This window comes from Klebsiella sp. P1927 (assembly GCF_018204675.1).
GTDB lineage: Bacteria > Pseudomonadota > Gammaproteobacteria > Enterobacterales > Enterobacteriaceae > Klebsiella > Klebsiella pneumoniae.
This window is the reverse complement of the sequence record NZ_CP073377.1, coordinates 1,369,882-1,391,280: the sequence shown is the minus strand read 5'-3', so window position 1 is coordinate 1,391,280 and position 21,399 is coordinate 1,369,882. Positions and strand designations below refer to the sequence as shown.

Annotated in this window: 20 protein-coding genes and 1 riboswitch; of the genes, 7 read left to right on the top strand and 13 right to left on the bottom strand. The window is 61.7% G+C overall.

Annotated elements, in window-relative coordinates; translation table 11 throughout:
• Positions 1–76 precede the first annotated feature (76 nt).
• Both thiD and thiM read right to left on the bottom strand, forming a co-directional pair.
• Complete coding sequence (gene thiD / locus KB892_RS07030) at positions 77–877, bottom strand: bifunctional hydroxymethylpyrimidine kinase/phosphomethylpyrimidine kinase (protein ID WP_048993340.1); 801 nt, start codon at positions 875–877, stop codon at positions 77–79.
• The gene (thiM, locus tag KB892_RS07025) at positions 874–1,647 is read right to left on the bottom strand and encodes a hydroxyethylthiazole kinase (protein ID WP_004175113.1); all 774 of its coding nucleotides are present in this window, start codon (positions 1,645–1,647) and stop codon (positions 874–876) included. Before thiM ends, thiD begins: the two co-directional genes overlap by 4 nt.
• A 34-nt stretch (positions 1,648–1,681) precedes the next feature.
• Positions 1,682–1,779, bottom strand: a riboswitch (TPP riboswitch).
• 185 nt (positions 1,780–1,964) lie between these two features.
• On the opposite strand from thiM, the gene KB892_RS07020 reads away from it, so the two are divergent.
• Entirely contained in the window at positions 1,965–2,387 is a 423-nt protein-coding gene (locus KB892_RS07020) for a universal stress protein (RefSeq protein ID WP_004151130.1), read from the top strand.
• On the opposite strand, the gene KB892_RS07015 is transcribed toward KB892_RS07020, so the two are convergent.
• The gene (locus KB892_RS07015; RefSeq protein ID WP_004175111.1) at positions 2,384–3,298 is read right to left on the bottom strand and encodes a LysR family transcriptional regulator; all 915 of its coding nucleotides are present in this window, start codon (positions 3,296–3,298) and stop codon (positions 2,384–2,386) included. The genes KB892_RS07020 and KB892_RS07015 overlap by 4 nt on opposite strands.
• Positions 3,299–3,418: 120 nt before the next feature.
• On the opposite strand from KB892_RS07015, the gene KB892_RS07010 reads away from it, so the two are divergent.
• Both KB892_RS07010 and KB892_RS07005 read left to right on the top strand, forming a co-directional pair.
• The gene (locus tag KB892_RS07010; RefSeq protein ID WP_021467963.1) at positions 3,419–5,230 is read left to right on the top strand and encodes an adenine deaminase; all 1,812 of its coding nucleotides are present in this window, start codon (positions 3,419–3,421) and stop codon (positions 5,228–5,230) included.
• Between the two features lie 2 nt (positions 5,231–5,232).
• Positions 5,233–6,576 (top strand): NCS2 family permease, encoded by a 1,344-nt coding sequence (locus tag KB892_RS07005; RefSeq protein ID WP_002912743.1) that lies wholly within the window; start codon positions 5,233–5,235, stop codon positions 6,574–6,576.
• Here the strand turns inward: KB892_RS07005 and KB892_RS07000 are convergent.
• Positions 6,566–7,465 carry a LysR family transcriptional regulator gene (locus KB892_RS07000; RefSeq protein ID WP_004149074.1) on the bottom strand — a complete coding sequence of 300 codons (900 nt, stop codon included), beginning with the start codon at positions 7,463–7,465 and terminating at the stop codon, positions 6,566–6,568. The genes KB892_RS07005 and KB892_RS07000 overlap by 11 nt on opposite strands.
• A 183-nt stretch (positions 7,466–7,648) precedes the next feature.
• Between KB892_RS07000 and KB892_RS06995 the strand changes: the two genes are divergently transcribed.
• Complete coding sequence (locus KB892_RS06995; protein ID WP_002912749.1) at positions 7,649–7,966, top strand: RcnB family protein; 318 nt, start codon at positions 7,649–7,651, stop codon at positions 7,964–7,966.
• Positions 7,941–8,402, top strand: a complete 462-nt coding sequence (locus tag KB892_RS06990; RefSeq protein WP_004189070.1) for a GNAT family N-acetyltransferase — start codon at positions 7,941–7,943, stop codon at positions 8,400–8,402. Before KB892_RS06995 ends, KB892_RS06990 begins: the two co-directional genes overlap by 26 nt.
• Here KB892_RS06990 and apbC read toward each other — a convergent pair.
• A complete protein-coding gene (gene apbC, locus KB892_RS06985; protein ID WP_032411958.1) occupies positions 8,399–9,508 on the bottom strand; it encodes an iron-sulfur cluster carrier protein ApbC in 1,110 nt (369 codons plus the stop codon). The two genes, KB892_RS06990 and apbC, sit on opposite strands and share 4 nt — an antisense overlap.
• 153 nt (positions 9,509–9,661) lie before the next feature.
• Here apbC and metG point away from each other — a divergent pair, with 153 nt between their 5' ends.
• Complete coding sequence (metG, locus tag KB892_RS06980) at positions 9,662–11,695, top strand: methionine--tRNA ligase (protein ID WP_002912753.1); 2,034 nt, start codon at positions 9,662–9,664, stop codon at positions 11,693–11,695.
• Between the two features lie 114 nt (positions 11,696–11,809).
• Here the strand turns inward: metG and KB892_RS06975 are convergent, their stop codons facing one another.
• From KB892_RS06975 to KB892_RS06965, 3 genes are read right to left on the bottom strand one after another with little or no spacing between them, the layout of a single operon-like run.
• Positions 11,810–12,280 (bottom strand): YehS family protein, encoded by a 471-nt coding sequence (locus tag KB892_RS06975; protein WP_002912756.1) that lies wholly within the window; start codon positions 12,278–12,280, stop codon positions 11,810–11,812.
• Positions 12,281–12,327: 47 nt separating this feature from the next.
• Positions 12,328–13,047 (bottom strand): two-component system response regulator BtsR, encoded by a 720-nt coding sequence (gene btsR / locus KB892_RS06970; RefSeq protein WP_004144215.1) that lies wholly within the window; start codon positions 13,045–13,047, stop codon positions 12,328–12,330.
• Positions 13,041–14,729, bottom strand: a complete 1,689-nt coding sequence (locus KB892_RS06965) for a sensor histidine kinase (protein ID WP_002912760.1) — start codon at positions 14,727–14,729, stop codon at positions 13,041–13,043. Before KB892_RS06965 ends, btsR begins: the two co-directional genes overlap by 7 nt.
• A 229-nt stretch (positions 14,730–14,958) precedes the next feature.
• On the opposite strand from KB892_RS06965, the gene KB892_RS06960 reads away from it, so the two are divergent.
• Entirely contained in the window at positions 14,959–15,072 is a 114-nt protein-coding gene (locus KB892_RS06960) for a protein YohO (protein WP_002912762.1), read from the top strand.
• Here the strand turns inward: KB892_RS06960 and KB892_RS06955 are convergent.
• The 5 genes from KB892_RS06955 to bglX all read right to left on the bottom strand — a co-directional run bounded on the left by KB892_RS06955 (position 15,047) and on the right by bglX (position 21,224).
• Positions 15,047–15,784, bottom strand: coding sequence for an ABC transporter permease (locus KB892_RS06955; protein WP_004180609.1), 738 nt, complete (start codon positions 15,782–15,784; stop codon positions 15,047–15,049). The genes KB892_RS06960 and KB892_RS06955 overlap by 26 nt on opposite strands.
• Entirely contained in the window at positions 15,768–16,715 is a 948-nt protein-coding gene (locus tag KB892_RS06950) for an ABC transporter ATP-binding protein (RefSeq protein ID WP_014907199.1), read from the bottom strand. The genes KB892_RS06955 and KB892_RS06950 overlap by 17 nt, the downstream gene beginning before the upstream one ends.
• Positions 16,708–17,865 carry an ABC transporter permease gene (locus KB892_RS06945; protein ID WP_004144224.1) on the bottom strand — a complete coding sequence of 386 codons (1,158 nt, stop codon included), beginning with the start codon at positions 17,863–17,865 and terminating at the stop codon, positions 16,708–16,710. Before KB892_RS06945 ends, KB892_RS06950 begins: the two co-directional genes overlap by 8 nt.
• A 7-nt stretch (positions 17,866–17,872) precedes the next feature.
• Positions 17,873–18,790 carry a glycine betaine ABC transporter substrate-binding protein OsmF gene (locus KB892_RS06940; RefSeq protein WP_004144225.1) on the bottom strand — a complete coding sequence of 306 codons (918 nt, stop codon included), beginning with the start codon at positions 18,788–18,790 and terminating at the stop codon, positions 17,873–17,875.
• 136 nt (positions 18,791–18,926) lie between these two features.
• Positions 18,927–21,224, bottom strand: coding sequence for a beta-glucosidase BglX (gene bglX / locus KB892_RS06935; RefSeq protein WP_002912825.1), 2,298 nt, complete (start codon positions 21,222–21,224; stop codon positions 18,927–18,929).
• Between the last annotated feature and the right edge of the window lie 175 nt (positions 21,225–21,399).

Here is a 21,399-nt window from a genome sequence, read left to right as displayed (position 1 = left end):
CTGGTACCGACTTAGCCTATTTTCCAGCCGGGGGGCCATTTTTTCAGGAGATTCTGCTGTCCCGTTGCGCTGCCATTTACCACCAGGCGTGGAAATGGTGCACCGGCCCGATACCGTGGCCTACCTCCAGAGAGTCGGCGTGCGCCAGAGCCGCCGACAGCCAGGCCTTCGCCTCGATAACGGTGGCTGCCCAGTCCGCGTGACGCGGGCGCAGCGCCGCCAGCGCGGCGGAGAGCGTACAGCCGGTGCCGTGGGTATTTTTGGTCTGCACTCGCGGCGCGGTGAACCGCTGTTCCCCTTCGCGTGTGAAGAGCCAGTCCGGGCTTTCGGCATCGTCGAGATGGCCGCCCTTCATCAATACCGCGCCGCAGCCCAGCGCCAGCAGCGCCCGCCCCTGCTCCAGCATTTCCCGTTCGTTACGCGCATGGGGGGCATCGAGTAGCGCGGCCGCTTCCGGCAGGTTCGGGGTGATCAATGACACCTGCGGCAACAATCGTTGACGCAGGGTCTCTACCGCCGAAGCCGACAGCAGCGGATCGCCGCTTTTCGCCAGCATGACCGTATCCAGCACCACGTTGGCCACCCGGTAGCGCGCCAGCCGCTCGGCCACGGCTTCCACAATATCGGTCTCCGCCAGCATGCCGATTTTGGTGGTATCGATACGCACATCGCTGAACACCGAGTCGAGCTGCGCGGCCACAAAATCCGGTTCGATGCGATAGACCGACTGTACGCCGCGGGTATTCTGCGCCACCAGGGCGGTGATCGCCGAGCAGCCATAGGCCCCCAGCGCGGAGAAGGTTTTCAGATCGGCCTGGATACCGGCCCCGCCGCTGGGATCGGTGCCGGCGATGGTCAGGGCGTTGATGCGTTTCATCCCTGCACCTCCTGATACAGCGCGTCGAGAAACGCCGGAATAAAGCTGCCTGGGCCTCCCTGACGGGCGGCGATCTCCCCGGCCTGCTTCATCAGCCCGCAGGCGGCGGCCACGTTTTCCAGCCGGTCTCCCGGCAGCGCCGCGCTCGCCGCCACCACCGCCGACAGCGCGCAGCCGGTGCCCACCACCCGGGTCATCAGCGGATTGCCCCCCGCCACGCTGAGCACCCGCTCGCCGTCGGTGACGTAATCCACCTCGCCAGTGACCGCCACCACGGTAGCCAGCCGACGAGCCAGCGCCTGGGCCGCCGGCAGCGCCGCGGCGGCCGTATCGGTGGTATCCACCCCGCGCCCGCCGGCGCTCATCCCGGCCAGCGCCAGAATTTCAGAGGCATTGCCGCGAATGGCCGCCGGCTGGAAGGCCAGCAGCTCGTGACAAAAGGCCGTGCGCACGGTCAGGGCGCCGACCGCCACCGGATCCAGCGTCCAGGGCTTGCCGGCCTGACGGGCGTGCTCCACCGCGGCGCGCATCGCCACGGCGCGATCTTCGGTCAGGGTACCGACGTTAATTAACAGCGCATCGGCGATAGCGGCAAACTGCGCCGCTTCGCGGGGATCGATCACCATCGCCGGCGAGGCGCCGACGGCCAGCAGAACGTTGGCGGTAAAGGTCTGCACCACGTCATTAGTCATGCAGTGCACAAGGGGGGAATGGGCGCGCAGCAGATGGCGCAGGTGCGCGACAGGCGCGGGATTCAACAGCTCAGGCATAGTTTGCTCCCGCCAGACGAGGTAGAAGCAATGACCCTGCGGTCTCTGACTTCCCTACGCTGGCATTATCCAGATCAGGTGGTACGGGTATTTCTCAGCCTTCAACGAAGAAGGGCACCCCGAGTCAAAATAGTGAAATTGTTAAGCGTTGTGGAATTTACCGCAACTCACCGGTTCATACAACAAGCCTTTAGCCCTGGATACGACACCTTCGCGGCCATCATGCTCATCAGGCAACCGGACGGGATTGCATTCCGCTGCTGGCGGGCAGAAAATAATGACATCATGCGCTATTTAGCCTACCGAGGATATACGCCATGGCCGTTTATCACCATGCGCTGGTACTGATTAACAGCAGTCAGGACGGCGTCCCGCTGCTCCAGCATGCCGCCAGAATGGCAGAAGAGAACGGCATGCGCATCACCATCGCCCACATCAGCACCGATTACCGGGCGCTGAACTATGTTTCCGACAGCCTGCGCGACGATCGGGTCTCGCAGGAGGTGATCCAGGCCAAAGCCCTGCTCAACGAGCTGGCCTGCACCGTCTCCCTGCCGGTGGATACCCTCTCGCTGGTGACCACCCGCCGGTTTGAAGACGTGGAAACCTGCGTTCGGCAGCGGCAGATCGATTTAATTATTGCCGGGCACCATAACCGGCTGCTGGGCGTCCTCTCCTCACACTCGCTGGAGTACATCAACCACTTAAACCTGGACGTACTGATCAAGCACCTGCCCTAGCGCAAGGCGGCCTGCAGCAGGGAAAAACAGTCTTCAATAAGCGGGGGCAGCGCCTGCGGGCCGCGCATCAGGGCCACTGTGCGGGCGAGCGCCGGCTGCTGCAGGTGGGCGACCCTGAGCGCCGGGTCCTGCAGATGGGTGGTGTACAGCGCCGGCAGAATCGCCACCGCTAAGCGCGAGCGCACCAGACCATACAGGGTTTCGATATAGTCCACCTGGTAGCGGGTGGTCAGCGTCAGGCGATGGCTCTCCACTAATGCCGCCACCAGCCGCTGGATATTGCCCTTCGAGAACACAGCAATATCCCGCCCCACCAGCTGTTTCCACGGCAGATGCGCCTGCGCGGCCAGCGGATCGTCGCGGTGCAGCACCGCCACGAAGGGATCTTCGCGCAGCGGATAGACCAGCAGTTCTGCGGGCAGTGAGCTGTCGATCGCCCCGATGCCGAAATCAATCTCGCCGCGCTGCAGCGCCTGGATAAGCGCATCGTTGGTCTGATCGTGAAATTCAATGCGCAGACGCGGAAAGGCCTCAGCCAGGGTCTGCGGCAGTAGCGGAAACAGCAGCGAACTGACCGACGGCACCAGACCGATACGCACCGTCCCGTCGCCGCCCGCCTCGACAATCTGCTGCATATCGGAAAAGGCCGCCTGCGCCACGCTGAGGATCCGCTGGGCGTGGGGTAAAATCGCCGCCCCCAGTTCAGTCAGAGTGACCGTCGCAGCGGTACGGTTGACCAGCTTACCGCCGAGTACCGTTTCAATCTGCCGCAGGGCGCTGCTCAGCGCCGGCTGGCTAATCGCCAGCCGACTGGCGGTATCGGTAAAATGGCGCAGCTGGGCCAGGGTGACGAAATACTGAAGCTGTTTAAGAGAGAGCGCGGGCAGCCGCTGCCAGGGTTCGTTCATCATCGGGTTCGCTACGGTGGTCCTGCACAATAACCCGAGCTTATCGGGTGATAAATTTATTCATCTGGGCAAACGTTTGCTGTGCCCCTAGAGTATCCGCATTATCCTTGTGCCGGAGTGGTTATGTCCAGCAATGCTCAAGTCCGCCGTCGCGCCGTGCAGGCCGCGCGCGGTGAATCCCCGTTTGATCTGCTGCTGATCGATGCGCAGATCGTCGATATGGCCACGGGCGAAATTCGCCCCGCTGACGTCGGTATCGTCGGCGAGATGATCGCCAGCGTCCATCCGCGCGGCAGTCGCGAAGACGCCCATGAAGTGCGTTCCCTGGCCGGTGGCTACCTGTCCCCCGGCCTGATGGACACCCACGTGCACCTCGAAAGCTCGCACCTGCCACCGGAGCGCTATGCGGAAATCGTCCTCACCCAGGGCACCACCGCGGTGTTCTGGGATCCGCATGAGCTGGCCAACGTCCTCGGCGTCGCTGGCGTGCGCTATGCGGTGGACGCCAGCCGCCATCTGCCGCTGCAGGTGATGGTCGCCGCGCCGTCCAGCGTTCCCTCCACGCCGGGTCTCGAAATGTCCGGCGCCGATTTTGCCGGCGCGGAGATGGAGACCATGCTCGGCTGGCCGGAAGTGCGCGGCGTGGCGGAGGTGATGGATATGCACGGCGTGCTGCACGGTAGCGAGCGGATGCAGGAGATTGTCCAGGCCGGTCTCAACAGCGGCAAACTGATTGAAGGCCACGCCCGCGGCCTGAGCGGCGCTGACCTGCAGGCCTACCTCGCCGCCGGCGTCACCTCCGATCACGAACTTACCTCGGCGGACGACGCGCTGGAAAAACTGCGCGCCGGGCTGACGATCGAGATCCGCGGCTCGCACCCCTATCTGCTGCCAGATATCGTCGCGGCGTTAAAAACGCTGCCGCACCTCTCCTCGCAGATCACCGTCTGCACCGATGACGTGCCGCCGGATATGCTGCTGGAGAAAGGCGGCATCATCGCCCTGCTTAACCTGCTGATCGAGCACGGTTTACCGGCGGTCGATGCGCTGCGATTCGCCACCCTCAACGCCGCTATTCGCCTGCAGCGCCACGATCTCGGGCTGATTGCCGCCGGGCGGCGCGCCGATCTGGTGGTGTTTGATTCCCTGGAGAAACTGGTGGCCCGCGAAGTCTACATAGGCGGTAAGCTGCTGGCCCGCGCGGGCAACCTGCTGACACCGATCGCGCCCGCCGCGGGCGTCACGCCGCCGCGCGATACTTTGCAGATCGCCCCCCTCCGCGCCGATGACTTTATTCTGCGCGTCCAGGGCATTCGTCACGGCATCGCCCGCCTGCGCCATATCCGCGGCGCGCGCTTCACCCAGTGGGGCGAAGTGGAAGTGCAGGTTCGTGACGGGATAGTCCAGCTGCCCGCCGGCTTCAGTCTGATCTGGGTCAAGCACCGCCACGGCCGCCATCAGGCGACGCCGCAAATCGCCCTGCTTGAAGGCTGGGGTGAGCTGCGCGGCGCCATCGCCACCAGCTACTCCCACGACTCGCATAATCTGGTGGTGCTCGGGCGCGACGCTAATGATATGGCGCTGGCGGCCAACCAGCTTATCGCCTCTGGCGGCGGGATGGCGCTGGCGCAACAGGGCGAGATCCTCGCCCATGTGGCGATGCCGATTGCCGGCATGCTGTCGGATCTCCCGGCCGCGGAACTGGCGCGTCAGTTCCGCGAGCTGCGCGATCTGAGCAGCCAAGTCGCCGACTGGGAGCCGCCGTACCGGGTGTTCAAGGCCATTGAAGGCACCTGCCTTGCCTGTAACGCCGGGCCGCATTTAACCGATTTGGGTCTGACCGACGGCGGCAGCCGCCAGATAGTCGACCCGTTGATAGCCTGCCGGGAGATCCCGGAGCCAACCGATCACAACAATAATCCTCAGGGAGCCTGAGCATGGCCGATAACACACTTCACTCTTCCGCCCGCGCTAACTGGCTGGAGCGCCGCTTTGCGCTGCGCTCGCGCGGCGGCACGCTACGCACCGAATGCCTGGCCGGGATCACCGGTTTCCTCGCCGCCGCCTATTTACTGGTGGTCATCCCGGGGCTGCTGGCGATCGGCGGGATGGATAAAGGCGCCGCCACCACCGGCACCATTCTGGTCTTCGTCGTCGGCTCGCTGCTGATGGCGTTTTATGCCAACCTGCCGTTTATCGTCGGCCCGGGCATTGGCGGCTCGGTGCTGGTGGGGGTGACGCTGGCCGGTAGCGAAGGGATTGGCTGGCAGACTGGCCTCGGAATTGCCTGCTGGTCGGGGATCCTCTTCTTCCTGCTGACCCGCTTTGGCCTGCGCGAAGTGGTCACCCGCTCGGTGCCGCAGTCGATCAAGCTGGGATTGACGGCCTCCATCGGCCTGTTTGTCGCCGTCCTCGGTTTTCGCAATGCCGGGCTGGTGCTGGCCAATGCGAAAACCAACGCCCTGATGCTCGGCGACTTTCTCGCCCCCGGCGCGCTGGTGGCGCTGTGCGGCCTGTTCCTGGCGATAGCCCTGCAGGCGCGTAAGGTTCCGGGCGCCATTTTGTGGGCCATTCTGTGCGCTACCCTGGTGGGTATCCCGTTCGGCGTGACTAAACTGCCGACGCATTTTATCGATGCCCCCCACTCGCTGGCGCCGGTGCTGGGACAGGTTGACCTGCTGGGGGCGCTAAACATCGCCTTCCTGCCGTTCCTGTTCGTCTTTTTCGCATCTGAGTTTTTCTCCACCATGGGGACAACGCTGGCGGTGGGCGGCGAGGCGGGTCTGCTGGATGAAGAAGGCAACATGCCGCAGATTAATCGCCCGTTCATGGTCGATTCGATTGCCGCCGCGCTCGGCCCGTGGGTGGGCATTCCGGCGGCTACGGCGCTGATTGAATCTTCGGCGGCAGCGGAAGCGGGCGGCAAAACCGGCCTCACCGCCCTGTCGGCGGCGGTAATGTTCCTGCTGATGCTGCTGTTCACGCCGGTGGCGTTGATGATCCCGAAAGAAGCCACCGCCCCGGCGCTGATCCTGATTGGCCTGAACATGTTCAGCGGCCTGCGCAAAGTGGATCTTGCCAACTTCACCGACGGGCTGCCGGTGCTGATGATGGTGATGATCACCCTTATCGCCAACAGCTTTGGCACCGGGATTGCCGGCGGGCTGCTGTTTTACATTGTGATCAAGGCTATCGCCGGTAAGTGGCGGGAGATCCCGATTGGCCTGTGGGTATTGGCCGTCCCGCTGGTGTATTACTTCGCGACCTTAGTCAGGCATTAAGCCCTTCACAATGTGATTTCACCTCTTCATATAACAAACGCACCGCGGCAGAGAGTTGTTTGCGGTGCGGACAAATCAGATTCAACGGCACTACATCCCCCTGATAACGCGGCAGCAGGCGCCGCAGGCGCCCCGCCCGCAGATCGTCGCTGACGTCGAGCATCGATTTATAGGCAATGCCCTCCCCGGCGATCGCCAGCCGACGGATCACCTCGGCGTCGTCGCTCATCACCGTGCCGGAAACCTTCTGCTGCTGAACCACGCCGTCGAGGCTCAGCGACCAGCGGTCGAACGGACGGCCGCGCAAAATGTAGATCAACGCATTGTGCTGGCTGAGTTCCTCGAGGGTCTGCGGTTCGCCATGGCGGGCGATCCACTCAGGCGAGGCCACCAGCACCCGACGATTTTCCGGCGCCACCGGCAGCGAGATAAACGAGGCATCGTCGTTATTGCCATAGCGAAACGCAACGTCCACCGGATCTTTAAACACGTCGGTCAGCTGATCGGAAAAGAGCAGCCGCAGGCGCAGCGCCGGGTGGCGTTGGCGGAAATCGCGGAACAGGGTCAGGAGCAGATTACGCCCGAGGTCCGACGGCACGGCAATTTGCAACATGCCGCGAACTTCATCGTCCGGGGTTTGGATCTTCTGCAGACCGGCCTCGAGAGTATCGAGCATCTGGGTGGCGTAGGGCAGCCAGGTCTCCCCCTCCGGCGTCAGGCGCAGGCTGCGGGTCGAACGGGCAAACAGGCGAATATTGAGGATCGTCTCCAGACGCTTAATCGCCGCGCTGACCTGCGCCGGCTGCTGCCCGGCCTCGCGCGCCGCGTCGCTAAAACTGCCCAGCGCCGCGGCGCGGACAAATAAGGTCAGATCTTCCAGCCTGAACATGCCGATTCTCCCCTGCTTCAGATTGCTCCCAAAATACGCATCACCGTCGCTGCAACGCAAGCGGCACAAGACTTGCGCCGCGTTTTGCTTACACTTTTTAAAAATCCAGTGCTTGCCATTTCAGCAACGCATCAGGAATGATACGAGGCTGCTATTTTGAGTCCAGGTAATATTGAGGAAACTATGCGTAAAACAAAAATGATGCTTCTGGGCGTACTTCTTGCCACCGCTGGCGCCAGCTGGACGGCTACTGCCGCGGGGATCGATCAGTATGCGCTGAAAGAGTTCACCGCCGATTTCACCCAGTTTCACATCGGCGACACCGTTCCGGCGATGTATCTCACCCCGGAATACAACATTAAACAGTGGCAGCAGCGTAACCTGCCTGCGCCGGACGCCGGCAGCCACTGGACCTATATGGGCGGTAACTACGTGCTGATCACCGATACCGAAGGCAAAATCCTCAAAGTGTACGATGGCGAGATCTTCTATCATCGCTGATCCGCGCAATCTCCACGTCCGCCCCGGCGAGCCAGCGGACTCTCCGGCGCTGCGCCAGATCTTCCTGCGGGCGCGCAGTTTATCGTGGACCTGGCTTCCCGCCGCGGCGTGGCGGCTGGAGGATTTCGATGCCGCCACCGCGGATGAACAGCTGTGGGTCGCGGAATGTGACGGCCAGCCGGTGGGCTTTGCCGCCGTATGGACCGCCGATAATTTCCTTCACCATCTGTTTGTCGACCCCGACTGGCAGGGCAAACATATCGGCAGCGCGCTGCTGGCGCAGGTCGAACGGACCTTTACCGCCAGCGGAACGCTGAAGTGCCTGATGGAAAATAAAAACGCCCTGCGCTTCTACCAGCGTCATGGCTGGACCATCGAAGCACAGGGCGCGTCGCCCGAGGGCAGATACTGGCTAATGCGCTCGCCGCGGCCTTAAACGGCGCGGAAGGCAATCTCACCCGGGATCACTTCTCCCTGCCAGTACATCTGGGCCGCCACCCGGCCCGCCAGCTGGCGGTAGATGTCGGTAAATTCGCTGTCCGAACGCGCCACCACCGTCGGCGTGCCGTTATCCAGATCTTCCCGCAGCGTAATATGCAGCGGCAGCTGGCCCAGCAGCTGGGTGTGGTATTTCTCGGCCAGTTTTTGCGCGCCGCCGGTGCCGAAGATAGGCTCGTGGTGCCCGCAGTTGCTGCAGATATGCATGCTCATGTTTTCCACGATCCCCAGCACCGGCACTTCCACTTTCTCGAACATCACGATGCCTTTTTTGGCGTCGATCAGCGCGATGTCCTGCGGCGTGGTGACCACCACCGCGCCGGTCACCGGGATGTTCTGCGCCAGGGTCAGCTGGATGTCGCCGGTGCCCGGCGGCATATCCAGCACCAGGTAGTCGAGGTCCGGCCACAGCGTCTCCTGCAGCATCTGCATCAGCGCCTTGCTGGCCATCGGCCCACGCCAGACCATGGCGTTGTCGTCGGTCACCAGGTAACCGATGGAGTTGGTTGCCAGACCATATTTCATGATCGGCGCCATATGAGTGCCGTCCGGCGAGGTCGGGCGGCTGTCTTCCGCACCCAGCATGGTCGGAATCGACGGACCATAGATATCGGCATCCAGAATGCCCACCTTCGCCCCTTCCGCCGCCAGGGCCAGCGCCAGGTTTACGGCAGTAGAAGATTTACCGACGCCGCCTTTGCCGGAGCTGATGGCGATAATGTTTTTCACGCCGTTGACCCCGGGCTGGTTTTTCACCCGCTTGAGGGTTGCGATGCTGTGGGTCAGCTTCCAGTCGATGGCCTTCGCGCCGGTGATGCGCAGCAGTTCGGCGCTGCACTGCTCTTTCAGCGCTTCGAAGGCGCTGCTCCAGACGAACGGCATTTGCAGTTCAATATGGACGGTATCGTCCAGCCAGGCGACATGGTGCAGCGCCTTAAGGGCGGTGAGATTATGCTTCAGGGTTGGGTGCTGGAAATTGGCCAGCGTCCCGGCGACCATCGCACGTAGGCGCTCAGGGGATTTGGCCTGGGATTGCGAATTCATCCCGACTCCTTTGTTGTTTTGAGATGCTTTCAGTAATCACAGAGTTTATCACAGGTAACGATTATCCATATATGGGCAGCCATTTATGGCGCACCCACAGCCCTTTTGGTAATATCAGAAGCCCTTTTTACAACAGAAGATGTAATGCTCACTATGACTCAAGTCGCGAAGAAAATTCTGGTAACGTGCGCCCTACCGTACGCCAACGGCTCCATCCACCTCGGCCACATGCTGGAGCACATCCAGGCTGATGTCTGGGTCCGTTACCAGCGAATGCGCGGCCACGAGGTCAACTTCATCTGCGCCGACGACGCCCACGGCACGCCGATCATGCTCAAAGCGCAGCAGCTCGGTATCACACCGGAGCAGATGATTGGCGAAATGAGTCAGGAGCATCAGACCGATTTCGCCGGCTTCGACATCAGCTATGATAACTATCACTCGACGCACAGCGACGAGAACCGCGAGCTGTCGGAGCTTATCTACACCCGCCTGAAAGAGAACGGTTTTATTAAAAACCGCACCATCTCTCAGCTCTACGATCCGGAAAAAGGCATGTTCCTGCCGGACCGTTTTGTGAAAGGCACCTGTCCGAAGTGCAAATCTCCGGACCAGTATGGCGATAACTGCGAAGTGTGCGGCGCGACCTACAGCCCCACCGAACTTATCGACCCGAAATCGGTGGTTTCCGGCGCCACGCCGGTGATGCGTGACTCCGAGCACTTTTTCTTCGACCTGCCGTCGTTCAGCGAAATGCTGCAGGCGTGGACCCGCAGCGGCGCCCTGCAGGAGCAGGTCGCGAACAAGATGCAGGAGTGGTTCGAATCCGGCCTGCAGCAGTGGGACATCTCCCGCGATGCGCCGTACTTCGGCTTCGAAATTCCCAACGCGCCGGGCAAATATTTCTACGTCTGGCTGGACGCGCCGATCGGCTACATGGGCTCCTTCAAGAACCTGTGCGACAAGCGCGGCGACACCACCAGCTTCGACGAATACTGGAAGAAAGACTCCACGGCCGAGCTGTATCACTTTATCGGCAAAGACATTGTCTACTTCCACAGCCTGTTCTGGCCGGCGATGCTGGAAGGCAGCAACTTCCGTAAGCCGACTAACCTGTTCGTACACGGCTACGTGACGGTTAACGGCGCCAAGATGTCCAAGTCGCGCGGCACCTTTATCAAGGCCAGCACCTGGTTAAATCATTTCGATGCCGACAGCCTGCGCTACTACTACACCGCCAAGCTCTCTTCACGCATCGATGACATCGACCTGAACCTGGAAGATTTCGTGCAGCGCGTGAACGCCGACATCGTCAACAAGGTGGTTAACCTCGCCTCGCGCAACGCCGGCTTTATCAGCAAGCGTTTCGACGGCGTGCTGGCCGCGGAGCTGGCCGACCCGGCGCTGTATAAAACCTTCACCGACGCGGCGGAAAGCATCGGCGAAGCATGGGACAGCCGCGAGTTCGGTAAAGCCATCCGCGAAATCATGGCCCTCGCCGACGTGGCTAACCGCTATGTCGACGAGCAGGCGCCGTGGGTGGTGGCGAAACAGGAAGGCCGCGACGCCGACCTGCAGGCCATCTGCACCATGGGCCTGAATATGTTCCGCGTGCTGATGACCTGGCTGAAGCCGGTCCTGCCGCAGCTGGCCGCGCGTGCGGAAGCGTTCCTCAACAGCGAACTGAGCTGGGACGCCATTCAGCAGCCGCTGCTGGCGCATAAGGTGAATCCGTTCAAGGCGCTGTACAACCGCATCGAGATGAAACAGGTGGAAGCCCTGGTGGAAGCCTCTAAAGAAGAGGTGAAAGCCACCGCGGCGCCGGTCACCGGTCCGCTGGCGGACGATCCGATTCAGGAGACCATCACCTTTGACGATTTCGCCAAAGTCGATCTGCGCGTGGCGCTGATTGAAAACGCGGAATTCGTCGAGGGCTCCGACAAGCTGCTGCGCCTGACGCTGGATCTCGGCGGCGAAAAACGCAATGTCTTCTCCGGCATCCGCTCCGCTTACCCGGATCCGCAGCCGCTGATTGGCCGCCTGACGGTGATGGTCGCCAACCTGGCGCCGCGCAAAATGCGCTTCGGCATCTCCGAGGGCATGGTGATGGCCGCCGGCCCTGGCGGGAAGGATATCTTCCTGTTAAGCCCTGACGACGGCGCCAAGCCGGGTCAGCAGGTGAAATAACAAAAAAGCCGGAGAGTATCTCCGGCTTTTTTTTGCCCGGCGGCGCTATGCTAGCACGCGCCCGGGGGCAGTCGTTGTAGGCCGGGTCAGGCGAAGCCGCCACCCGGCAAAAAATCATGCCTTCGGGTTATGCACCCGCTGGGTCAGTCCGCGCAGGAAATTGCGCAGAAACTGGTCGCCGCACTCGCGGTAGTTTTTGTGGTCAGGCGAGCGCATCATGGCGGTGATCTCCGGCACCGACACCCGGTATTTCTGCTCGCTCATAATCGCCTGGATATCGTCCGTTTTCAGCGAGAAGGCGATCCGCAGCTTTTTCAGCACCGTGTTGTTATTCACCCGACGCTCCAGCGCCAGCTCCGGGGCCGAATCATCTTTGCCGCGCTTGTCATAGATAAGGCCGTTCAGGAAACCCGACAGGATAATGTCCGGGCAGCGAACAAAGCCCTCTTCATCCTCTTTCGTCGTCCAGGTGTCGAAGCTGGCGGCGGTGGATTCCATAGCGGAGAGCGCGAGAATGCGCACCATATCGTTATTATTGACTTTCAGGGTGTAGCGCAGGCTACGAAGAATATCATTACTGAGCATGAGGGCCTTTTACTGTCGATGATGCAATGGGGCGCAGTGTACCAGCTTTACAGGCCAATCGCCTCTTTCAGGCTTTTTAAATAGCGTCGGCTCACCGGCACCGTTTGCCCGGCGCGCATCAGCAGCTCCGCCTGACCATTCTCCTCCAGGCGAATCTCCTTCAGGTGCGCCATATTCACCAGATACTGGCGATGGCAGCGCAGCAACGGCGTGCGGCTCTCAAGGGTGCGCAGGGTCAGTTCGGTAAAGCCCTCTTTTCCCTCGCGGTCGGTCACGTAGATGCCGCTCATCCGGCTGCTGACGAAGGCCACATCCTCCATCTGCAGCAGCCAGATACGACTGTGGCCGGTACAGGGAATGTATTTCAGCGTCTGCTGAGCATCATCCAGCAGCGACACATCCTGCAGATTACGCTCCTGGCGCAGGCGGGCGAGGGTTTTCTCCAGCCGGGCAGCTTCAATCGGCTTCAGCAGATAGTCAAAGGCATGCTCCTCAAAGGCTTTCACCGCGTATTCATCAAAGGCGGTGAGAAACACGATATAGGGGCGGTGCTCCGGGTCGAGCATCCCGACCATCTCCAGACCGCTGATGCGCGGCATCTGGATGTCGAGAAACAGCACGTCGGGACGCAGCTTATGCACCGCGCCAATGGCCTCCACCGCGTTGCCGCACTCGCCGACGATCTCGATATCGCGCTGTGTCTCCAGCAAAATGCGCAGGTTTTCCCGCGCCAGCGGCTCATCATCGACGATCAATACTCTCAGCATGCATTCTCCTCCAGGGGCAGACGTAGGGTGACACGGGTAAAGCGCTCCGGCTCGCAGGTGACGCTGATGCCGCAGTCGGCGCCAAAACGCGCCCGCAGCCGCCTGTCCACCAGATTCATCCCCAGCCCGCTGGCCTGGGGGTTGGCCCGGTACAGCCCGGCGTTATCTTCGATATCCAGCTGCAGCCAGCGATCGTCCTGGCTGGCGCGGATGGTAATTTCGCCGACGCCAAGATGTTGCGATGTACCATGCTTAATGGCGTTCTCCACGATCGGCTGCAGGGTAAAGGCCGGCAGCTGGTGATGCGCCAGCCCTTCCGGCACCGCCATCTGGATCTGCAGGTTAGCCTGAAAGCGAGCCTTCTCAATCTGCAGATAGGCGTTAACATGCTCGATCTCATCGGCAAGAGTGACAATTTCCGTCGGCCGTTTCAGGTTCTTGCGAAAGAAGGTCGATAGATACTGCACCAGCTGGCCGGCCTGATCGCTGTCGCGGCGGATCACCGCCTTCAGCGTGTTAAGCGCGTTAAACAGGAAGTGCGGGTTGACCTGGGCGTGCAGGAGCTTGATTTCGGATTGCGTCAGCAGCGCCTTCTGCCGCTCGTACTGTCCGGCGAGGATCTGCGCCGACAGCAGCTGGGCAATCCCCTCCCCGAGGGTGCGGTTGATCGAACTGAACAGGCGATTTTTCGCCTCATACAGTTTAATGGTGCCTATCACCCGTTGGTTCTCGCCGCGCAGGGGGATCACCAGCGTCGACCCCAGCTTACAGTGCGGATGAATCGAGCAGCGGTAAGGCACCTCGTTGCCGTCGGCGTAGACCACCTCCCCGGTCTCAATCGCCCGTTGCGTATACGAGGAGGAAATAGGCTTGCCCGGCAGATGGTGGTCGTCGCCGATGCCGGTAAACGCCAGCAGCTTGTCGCGATCGGTGATCGCCACCGCGCCGATGTCCAGCTCCTGGATCAGCACCTGGGCCACCTTCATGCTATTCTCTTCGTTGAATCCCTGACGCAGGATCCCCTCGGTGGACGCCGCCACCTTCAGCGCCGTGGCGGAAAAGGCGGAGGTGTACTTCTCAAACATCGCCCGTTTATCCAGCAGAATGCGCATAAACAGCGCCGCTCCGACGGTATTGGTGACCATCATCGGCGCGGCAATGCTCTGCACCAGATGCAGGGCGTCCTGGAACGGGCGGGCAATCAGCAGAATGATCATCATCTGCACCAGCTCGGCCACGAAGGTGATCGCCCCGGCGGTCAGCGGGCTAAAGACTTTGTCCGGCCGGCCGCGTTTGACCAGCACGCTGTGCACCAGACCGCCCAGCAGCCCCTCAACGATGGTGGAGACCATGCAGCTTAAGGCGGTCATTCCCCCCAGCGAGTAGCGGTGCAGGCCGCCGGTGAGCCCTACCAGCCCGCCGACCACCGGCCCGCCGAGCAGGCCGCCCATCACGGCGCCGATGGCGCGGGTGTTGGCGATGGAGTCTTCGATATGCAGACCGAAATAGGTCCCCATAATGCAGAAAATGGAGAAGGTGACGTAGCACAGCAGCTTGTGCGGCAGGCGAACGGTGACTTGCATCAGGGGGATAAACAGTCGGGTTTTGCTCATCAACCACGCGATGACCAAAAATACGCACATCTGCTGAAGCAGCAGCAACACCAGATCAAACTCGTACATACCCGCAAACCACACATGCCTGAAAGCGCGTACCATACCCTGCCTGGCGAAAACTTTCTTTGAAGCCCTGCATAAAAATGAAAAATTACGGCCAGGATCACACTTTTTTGCGGCGCGTTGCGCAGCAAACGCGGCAAAAAGCCCGGCGCGGCGCGCTAAACCGCAATTAATGTTTCATTAACACCTGCGCTTCACCGTATAATCCCCCTGTTAACATCAGGAGCCTATTATGAAGCCAGCGAAAATCGCGGTCGTCACTCTCTTCTTACTTATGGCCATCGGCGGGATCAGCGGCGTAATGCTGGCCGGCTATTCCTTTATTGTGCGTGGCGGTGTCGGCTGATCCAGCGGGTCAGACGCTCAAACGCGCGGTCGACGATAATCGCCGCCAGGGCCACCAGCAGCGCCCCCTGAACAATATAGGCGGTATTAAAGCCGCTCAGGCCGATGATGATCGGCGTCCCGAGCGTACTGGCCCCAACCGTCGAGGCAATGGTCGCGGTACCAATATTGACGATGACCGAGGTGCGGATCCCCGCCAGGATCACCGGGGCCGCCAGCGGTAGCTCCACCTTATACAGACGCTGCCAGCCGGTCATTCCCATCCCTTCAGCCACACCTGACACCCCCGGCGGTATCGAACCCAGCCCGGCCAGCGTCCCCTGCAGCACCGGCAGTATGCCATACAACGCGAGGGCTATCAGCGCCGGCAGCCAGCCAAAGCCCAGCACCGGCACCGCCATCGCCAGCACCGCCACCGGCGGAAAGGTCTGCCCGATAGCGGCGATGGTCTCCACCAGCGGACGAAACGCGCCGCCGGCGGGCCGGGTGACCGCCACCCCAGCCCCCAGCCCGATTGCCGTTGCCGCGAGGCTGGACGCCACCACCAGCCAGCCGTGATCGAGAGTGAGCGCCCAGAAGCTCTCCTGCTGGTAGACCGGCCGCGGCAGCTCCGGGAACAGCCGACTGAACAGCGGCGCGCTGTAGGGCAGCCCTGCCAGCAGGCCGATAAACAGCGCGATAAGCCACCACAGCGGCTCACGAAGCGCCTTCATGGCTCATCTCCTGACGCAGCAGATCGGCAAAATGCAGCGTACCGCAGGGCCTGCCTTCGGCATCGACCACCGGCAGCGTCTCGCAGCGCCGGGCGACAAACTGCGACAGCGCTTCCCGCAGGGTCATGGTGACGGTCAGCCCCTCGCCCGCCAGCCGTTCGTCGGGACGCAAATAGTCCCCCACCTCGCGCAGCGACAGCAGGCGCACGCCCAGCTCGCTACGACCAAAAAAGGTCTGTACAAAGCTATTTTTCGGTCGCAGGAGCATCTCCAGCGGCGCCCCCTGCTGGACCACCTCGCCCCCGTCCATCAGCACCAGGTGGTCCGCCAGACGCAGCGCTTCGTCAATATCATGGGTCACCAGCACAATCGTCCGTCCCAGCAGACGGTGGATGCGCAGCATCTCCTGCTGCAGCGCCTCGCGGGTCACCGGGTCGAGGGCGCCGAAGGGCTCATCCATCAACAGCACCTCCGGATCTGCCGCCAGCGCCCGCGCCACCCCCACCCGCTGCTGCTGGCCGCCGGAGAGCTGATGCGGGTAACGGTCGCGCAGCGTCGCCTCCAGCCCCAGCAGCGCCATCAGCTCGTCGATCCGGTCGGCGATCCTTGCCTGCGGCCATCTTTGCAGCTGCGGCACGGTGGCGATATTCTGCGCCACCGTCCAGTGGGGAAACAGGCCGATGGACTGGATGGCATAGCCCATCCGCCGCCGCAGGGTCAGGACCGGCTGCTGGCGAATGTCCTCGCCGGCAAAGCGAATAGTGCCCCGGTCCGGCTCCAGCAGACGGTTGATCATCTTCAGCGTCGTCGACTTGCCCGAGCCGGAAGTCCCCACCAGCACCGAGAAAGCGCCTTCGCGCAGCTCCAGGGTCAGGTCCTTCACCGCCGGGTGGCCGGCAAACACTTTGCTGACCCCTTGAAATTCAATCATTGGCCTCTCCTTTTAGCCAGGCGCCCCACAGGGCGAACAGGGCATCCACCACCACCGCCAGGGCAATGGTCGGCACCACGCCCAGCAGCACCAGATCCAGCGCACTGCTCAGCAGCCCCTGAAAAACCAGCGCGCCAAAGCCGCCGGCGCCGATCAGCGCGGCCACTACCGCCATGCCGACGGTTTGCACGCTGACCACCCGCAGGCTGCGCAGCAGTACCGGCATCGCCAGCGGAAGCTGCACCTGACGAAAGCGCTGCCCGGCGCTCATGCCCATTGCCGTCGCGCTTTCCAGGGCATCCTGCGGTACCTGCTGCAGGCCGGTCACCACCCCGCGCACCAGCGGCAGTAGCGCATAGAGAGTGAGAGCGATCAGGGCTGGCGCCACGCCGGTCCCGGAGACGCCCAGCTCGCCCAGCGTCGGGAAATAACGCGCCAGACCGGCAAGCGGCGCAATCAGCAGGCCAAAAAGCGCTACCGACGGAATAGTCTGGATCACATTGAGCGCGGTGAAAGCTGGCGCCTGCCAGCGCGGACGCCGCCACAGCCATACCCCCAGCGGCAGGCCAATCAGCAGGCCCGGCAGCAGGGTGCCGAACAGCAGAAGCAGATGCTGGCGCAGGGCGTCATCAAATACCTCCTGACGGTTGGCATACTCCTTCAGCAAGGAGAGCTGATCGAGCGCCCCGATAGCGAGCAGGATGATGGGCAACAGCCAGACTTGCGCATTGAGCAGCCAGCGCCAGAGCGGCCGGACGGTAAGATGACGGATGGCCTCGCTGGCCAGCAGCAGACAAAGCGCCAGCGACAACCACAGGCCGCTGCCGGGCGAGGTGCGCGCCAGCGGCGAGCCGTGGCGGGAGAGCTCAAGCGCCGCCTGGCCGCTGCCCCAGATAAGCAGCGGGAAGAGCAGTTCGGCCAGCAGCAGGTGAAGAAGCGGCGCGGCCCTGCCCGGCAGCCAGCAAAGCAGCATCCCGGCAAGGGCCGCCGCCAGCTGAACGCCGGCGAGCCAGGGCATTACCTGCCACAGCCCGCGCCCTTCGCCGGAGAGTAAGCGATTCGGCGCGTAAGTAATAAACGGCAGCGCCAGCGTAACCAGCAGCAGACCTGTCAGCAGCAGGCCGACGCGATGAGTACAGCGAATGGTCACCGGTGGCTTACTTCAGCAGGCCTTTCTGCTGCAGATAATCTGCCGCCACGCGCTTCGCATCCTGGCCCTCCACCGCAATGCGGGCGTTCAGCTGCTGCAGCGTTTTTTCATCGAGGCTGGCGAAGACCGGCTGCAGCCAGTCGGCGATCTGCGGGTAGGCCTTGAGCACCGCCTCGCGCACCACCGGCGTCGGGGCATATATCGGCTGCACGCCCTGCGGGTCGCTCAGCGTCTGTAACCCCAGGGCCGCCACCGGGCCATCGGTGCCGTAGGCCATCGCCGCGTTAACGCCGGAGGTCTGTTGCGCCGCCGCTTTGATGGTCACCGCCGTATCGCCCCCGGCCAGCGACAGCAGCTGGTTCTGGTTGAGGTTGAAGCCATACGCTTTTTCAAACGCCGGCAGCGCGTCCGGGCGCTCAATAAATTCCGCCGAAGCCGCCAGCTTAAATTCGCCGCCCTGCTTCAGGTAGCGACTGAGGTCGGCCAGCGAGGTCAGCTTATTTTTCTCCGCCAGGTCCTGGCGCACGGCGATAGTCCAGGTGTTGTTGGCCGGCGCCGGGGTGAGCCATACCAGCTGATGTTTCTCCTGATCGAGGCGCTTCACCTTCTCATAGCCCTGTTGGGCATTCTTCCACGCCGGGTCGTTTTCATCTTTGAAGAAGAAGGCGCCATTGCCGGTATATTCCGGGTAGATATCCAGCTCGCCGGCGACAATCGCCCCGCGCACCACCGGCGTGGTGCCGAGCTGGATTTTATTAATCGTTTTTACGCCGTGGCTTTCCAGCACCTGCTGGATCATATTGCCCAGCAGCGCGCCTTCGGTATCAATTTTCGAGCCGACCTTCACCGGCTCCGCCGCCTGCAGCGGTAAACTTATCAGGGCGGCCAGCGCCAGCGCGCCGGACCATTTCATTGCCATCTTCATCCCGCTTCCCTCAGTTCTTTTGCGCTTCGCTTACAGAAGCTTAAGAGAAAAGCGTAGCCCATTTGCCAGCGATGCGAAAAAGAAAAGGCCGATTAATCGGCCTTTAAAGCGTGACGTTGGACTTAAGAGCGATGCCTTACAGCAGCTCAAATTCGCTCTGCTTCACGCGGGCGGAGTCCACGCCGATAAAGACATTGAATTTGCCCGGCTCAGCAACGTATTTCATTTGCTGATTCCAGAACTTCAGCGCGTCGACGTCGATTGGGAAGCTAACGGTTTGCGTTTCGCCCGGTTTGAGGGTGACCTTTTTAAAGCCGCGCAGCATTTTCACCGGCCGGCTCATGGAGGCGGTGACGTCCTGCAGGTAGAGCTGGATCACCGTCGCCCCTTCGCGATTGCCGGTGTTGGTCACCTGCACGCTGGCGGTCACGCTGCCATCGCGCGGCATGGTGGCCGACGACATGTTGACATCGGAGACGCTAAAGGTGGTGTAGCTCAGGCCGTAACCAAACGGATACAGCGGGCCATTGGCTTCATCGAAGTAACGCGAGGTGTACTTGTTCGGCTTCTCCGGATTATACGGCCGGCCGGTATTCAGGTGGCTGTAGTAGGTTGGGATCTGCCCCACCGAGCGCGGGAAAGACATCGGCAGCTTGCCCGACGGGTTGTAGTCGCCAAACAGCACGTCGGCGATGGCGTGGCCGCCTTCGGTGCCAGCAAACCAGGTCTCCAGCAGCGCATCGGCTTGCTGATCCTCTTTCACCAGCGCCAGCGGACGCCCGTTCATCAGCACCAGCACCAGCGGTTTGCCGGTGGCTTTAAGAGCGGCAATCAGATTGCGCTGGCTCTGCGGCAGGGTGATATCGGTCCGGCTGGAGGCCTCATGCGCCATGCCCTGCGCCTCGCCCACCACGGCGACCACCACATCGGATTGCTTCGCCGCCGCGACCGCTTCGTCGATCATTTCCTGCGGCGAGCGTGGGTCAACCTGCACCGCGTTCTCATACAAATTGAGGAAATCGACAATGCCTTTGTCATCGGTAACGTTCGCCCCTTTGGCGTAAATCACTTTGCCGTTATCGCCCAGCGCTTCTTTGATGCCGGTCAGGACGGTCACCGACTGGTCGGCCACCCCGGCCGCGGACCAGCTGCCCATCATGTCGCGCTTGCTGTCCGCCAGCGCGCCCACCACCGCGATAGTGCCGGATTTTTTCAGCGGCAGCGTATCAAGACGGTTCTTCAGCAGCACCAGGCTCTCGCGAGCCACTTCGCGCGCCTCTTTACGATGCAGACGACTTTCCGCATTGGTGTCCTGCGGGTCAGAATCTTTCGGTCCCAGGTGGCTGTAGGGATCGTTGAACAGTCCCATATCATATTTGACGTTGAGCACGTGTCGGGTGGCATCATCCAGCTCGGCCATGGTCACCTTGCCGGACTTCACCAGCCCCGGCAGGTACTTACTGTAATACTCGTCGCTCATGCTCATGTTGATGCCGGACTTCAGCGCTACGCGCACCGCGTCTTCCGGGTCGGAGGCCACGCCGTGCTTAATCAACTCTTTGATGGCGCCGTGGTCGGAAACGGTGATGCCTTTAAAGCCCCACTGGTCGCGCAGGACGTCTTTCAGCAGCCAGGAATCAGAGGTCGCCGGGGTGCCGTTCAGCGAGTTCAGGGCCACCATCACCGCGCCGCTGCCGGCATCAAGTCCGGCTTTGTACGGCGGCATATAGTCGTTGAACAGGCGCTGCGGGCTCATGTCGACCGTATTGTACTCTTTCCCGCCCTCTACCGCGCCGTAGGCGGCGAAATGCTTGACGCTGGTCATCACCGAATAGCGGTCCGCCGGGCTCTTGCCCTGCATCGACTCCACCATCGCCTGGCCCATCATCGTGGTCAGATAGGTGTCTTCCCCGAACCCTTCGGAAGCGCGTCCCCAGCGCGGGTCGCGGGAGACGTCGACCATCGGCGCCCAGGTCATGTTCAAGCCGTCATCGGCGGCTTCATAAGCTGACACGCGGCCCACGGTCTTCACCGCATCAAGGTTAAACGACGAGGCCAGGCCGAGGCTTATCGGAAACACGGTGCGCTGACCGTGCAGCACATCGTAGGCAAAGAACAGCGGGATCTTCAGGCGGCTAAGCTGCATCACCTGATCCTGCATTACACGGATATCCGGGCGGGTAACGGTGTTAAAAATCGCCCCCACCTGACCGTTCTTGATCATTTCACGGATCGCCTCTTTCGGGTTATCCGGGCCAACGCTTATCAGACGCAGCTGGCCGATTTTCTCGTCCACCGTCATTTTTTTCAGCAGGTCGGTGACAAAGGCATCCCGCGCCTGCGGGGTCAGGGGGTGGTTACCAAACAGTTCATCCGCCAGCGCGGGTTGCAGCGCCAGACTCACGGCGACGCCTACAGTGCAGAGCCATTTCATTGTTATCTCGCTTTATCTCAGACGGGGACTCGGTAAAACATAATAAAAACCGCAGTTTGCCATATATATAAACAACGCGCCCGCAGAATGCTAAGGTTCTTCTCTGATTTTTGCGAAACATTCATGCATCAAATTGTCATACAAAGCGCTATGCTTATCCTCGATATTTCGCGCA

Excerpts from the sequence above, each read along its gene's own strand:
- thiM (WP_004175113.1), bottom strand. The coding sequence starts at position 1,647 with ATGCCTGAGCTGTTGAATCCCGCGCCTGTCGCGCACCTGCGCCATCTG.
- KB892_RS07010 (WP_021467963.1), top strand. The coding sequence starts at position 3,419 with ATGTCCAGCAATGCTCAAGTCCGCCGTCGCGCCGTGCAGGCCGCGCGC.
- KB892_RS06965 (WP_002912760.1), bottom strand. The coding sequence starts at position 14,729 with ATGTACGAGTTTGATCTGGTGTTGCTGCTGCTTCAGCAGATGTGCGTA.
- KB892_RS06995 (WP_002912749.1), top strand. The coding sequence starts at position 7,649 with ATGCGTAAAACAAAAATGATGCTTCTGGGCGTACTTCTTGCCACCGCT.
- KB892_RS06990 (WP_004189070.1), top strand. The coding sequence starts at position 7,941 with ATGGCGAGATCTTCTATCATCGCTGATCCGCGCAATCTCCACGTCCGC.
- btsR (WP_004144215.1), bottom strand. The coding sequence starts at position 13,047 with ATGCTGAGAGTATTGATCGTCGATGATGAGCCGCTGGCGCGGGAAAAC.
- KB892_RS07000 (WP_004149074.1), bottom strand. The coding sequence starts at position 7,465 with ATGTTCAGGCTGGAAGATCTGACCTTATTTGTCCGCGCCGCGGCGCTG.
- thiD (WP_048993340.1), bottom strand. The coding sequence starts at position 877 with ATGAAACGCATCAACGCCCTGACCATCGCCGGCACCGATCCCAGCGGC.
- KB892_RS06940 (WP_004144225.1), bottom strand. The coding sequence starts at position 18,790 with ATGAAGATGGCAATGAAATGGTCCGGCGCGCTGGCGCTGGCCGCCCTG.
- metG (WP_002912753.1), top strand. The coding sequence starts at position 9,662 with ATGACTCAAGTCGCGAAGAAAATTCTGGTAACGTGCGCCCTACCGTAC.
- KB892_RS06950 (WP_014907199.1), bottom strand. The coding sequence starts at position 16,715 with ATGATTGAATTTCAAGGGGTCAGCAAAGTGTTTGCCGGCCACCCGGCG.
- KB892_RS07020 (WP_004151130.1), top strand. The coding sequence starts at position 1,965 with ATGGCCGTTTATCACCATGCGCTGGTACTGATTAACAGCAGTCAGGAC.
- KB892_RS07005 (WP_002912743.1), top strand. The coding sequence starts at position 5,233 with ATGGCCGATAACACACTTCACTCTTCCGCCCGCGCTAACTGGCTGGAG.
- KB892_RS06960 (WP_002912762.1), top strand. The coding sequence starts at position 14,959 with ATGAAGCCAGCGAAAATCGCGGTCGTCACTCTCTTCTTACTTATGGCC.
- KB892_RS07015 (WP_004175111.1), bottom strand. The coding sequence starts at position 3,298 with ATGATGAACGAACCCTGGCAGCGGCTGCCCGCGCTCTCTCTTAAACAG.
- bglX (WP_002912825.1), bottom strand. The coding sequence starts at position 21,224 with ATGAAATGGCTCTGCACTGTAGGCGTCGCCGTGAGTCTGGCGCTGCAA.
- KB892_RS06975 (WP_002912756.1), bottom strand. The coding sequence starts at position 12,280 with ATGCTCAGTAATGATATTCTTCGTAGCCTGCGCTACACCCTGAAAGTC.
- KB892_RS06955 (WP_004180609.1), bottom strand. The coding sequence starts at position 15,784 with ATGAAGGCGCTTCGTGAGCCGCTGTGGTGGCTTATCGCGCTGTTTATC.
- apbC (WP_032411958.1), bottom strand. The coding sequence starts at position 9,508 with ATGAATTCGCAATCCCAGGCCAAATCCCCTGAGCGCCTACGTGCGATG.